This is a genomic window from Streptomyces alkaliphilus (genome assembly GCF_014141535.1).
Lineage (GTDB): Bacteria > Actinomycetota > Actinomycetes > Streptomycetales > Streptomycetaceae > Streptomyces > Streptomyces alkaliphilus.
This window is the reverse complement of the sequence record NZ_VKHT01001169.1, coordinates 1-1,400: the sequence shown is the minus strand read 5'-3', so window position 1 is coordinate 1,400 and position 1,400 is coordinate 1. Positions and strand designations below refer to the sequence as shown.

Below are 1,400 nucleotides of genomic sequence, written 5' to 3'. Positions count from 1 at the left end.
GCCCCGGACCGTGCCCGGCCCCCGTGCCACACTCGTGCCATGCGTGTCTACCTCGGTTCCGATCACGCCGGCTACGAGCTCAAGAACCACCTCGTCGACTGGCTCACCCAGCACGGGCACGAGCCCGTGGACTGCGGTCCGCACATCCACGACCCGCAGGACGACTACCCGCCGTTCTGCCTGCGCGCCGCCGAGCGAACCGCCGCCGACCCCTCCTCCCTGGGCATCGTCATCGGTGGGTCCGGCAACGGTGAGGCCATCGCCGCGAACAAGGTCACCGGGGTGCGCTGCGCCCTCGCCTGGAGCGAGGAGACCGCCCGCCTGGGCCGCGAGCACAACAACGCCAACGTGGTGAGCATCGGCGCCCGCATGCACACCGAGGACGAGGCCACGTCCTTCGTCGCGGTGTTCCTGGCCACCCCCTACTCGGCCGAGGAGCGCCACACCCGCCGCATCGAGATGCTCGCGGCCTACGAGACCGAGGGCGTCATGCCTCCCGTCCCCGAGCACCACCCGCGGCAGGACTGATGCCCGAGGGACACACCATCCACCGGCTGGCCGGCCGGCTCGGCGAGCGGTTCGGCGGCCGGTCGGTGCGGGTGGACAGTCCCACCGGACGCTTCGCCGAGGGTGCCGCCCTCGTCGACGGTCATCGCCTGACCGCCACGGAGGCGCACGGCAAGCACCTCTTCCTCTCCCTCACCGCCCCGGGCACCGCGCCCGGGGCGGGCACTTCCGACGGACCCGTGTCCACCCGCCTCCTCCACGTGCACCTCGGTCTGTACGGCTCCTTCCGGCTGTACCGGGGCCCCGCCGGCGAGTCCGAGGGACAGGTGCGCCTGCGTCTGGCCACCGAGGAGAACCACGCAGTGCTGCGCGGCCCCCGGGTGTGCGAGCTGATCACCCGGGGGGAGAAGCAGGAGTTCCACCGCTCGCTGGGGCCCGACCCCCTGCGCACCGACGCCGACCCCGAACGGGCCTTCGCCCGCATCTCCCGCAGTCGGATCCCCGTCGCCGCGCTGCTCATGGAGCAACGGATCCTCTCCGGGGTCGGCAACGTCTACCGGGCCGAGGTGCTGTTCCGCAACCGCGTCGACCCCCACCTGCCCGGTCGCGAACTGCCCCGGGAGCGCTGGGAGGCGATATGGCACGACCTCACCGTCCTGATGCCGGAGGGGGTGCGAACCGGCCGGATCGACACGGTACGACCCGAGCACACCCCCGAGGCGATGGGACGCCCCCCGCGCCGGGACGACCACGGGGGCGAGGTGTACGTCTATCGGCGCCTCCACCAGCGATGTTTCCTGTGCGGCGAGTGGATCCGGGCCGAGGAGATGCGGGGCCGGAACCTCTTTTGGTGCCCCGGGTGCCAGACCTCCTGAACCCGGCCGCCCTCTCCC

At 72.5% G+C, this 1,400-nt stretch carries 2 protein-coding genes; both read left to right on the top strand.

Annotated features, from left to right (window positions below; all coding sequences use genetic code 11):
- Positions 1 to 39: 39 nt before the first annotated feature.
- On the top strand, positions 40 to 528 hold the full coding sequence (locus FNQ90_RS23180) for a ribose-5-phosphate isomerase (RefSeq protein WP_143624838.1): 489 nt from the start codon (positions 40 to 42) through the stop codon (positions 526 to 528).
- On the top strand, positions 528 to 1,382 hold the full coding sequence (locus FNQ90_RS23175) for an Fpg/Nei family DNA glycosylase (protein WP_182608133.1): 855 nt from the start codon (positions 528 to 530) through the stop codon (positions 1,380 to 1,382). The genes FNQ90_RS23180 and FNQ90_RS23175 overlap by 1 nt, the downstream gene beginning before the upstream one ends.
- Positions 1,383 to 1,400: the final 18 nt, after the last annotated feature.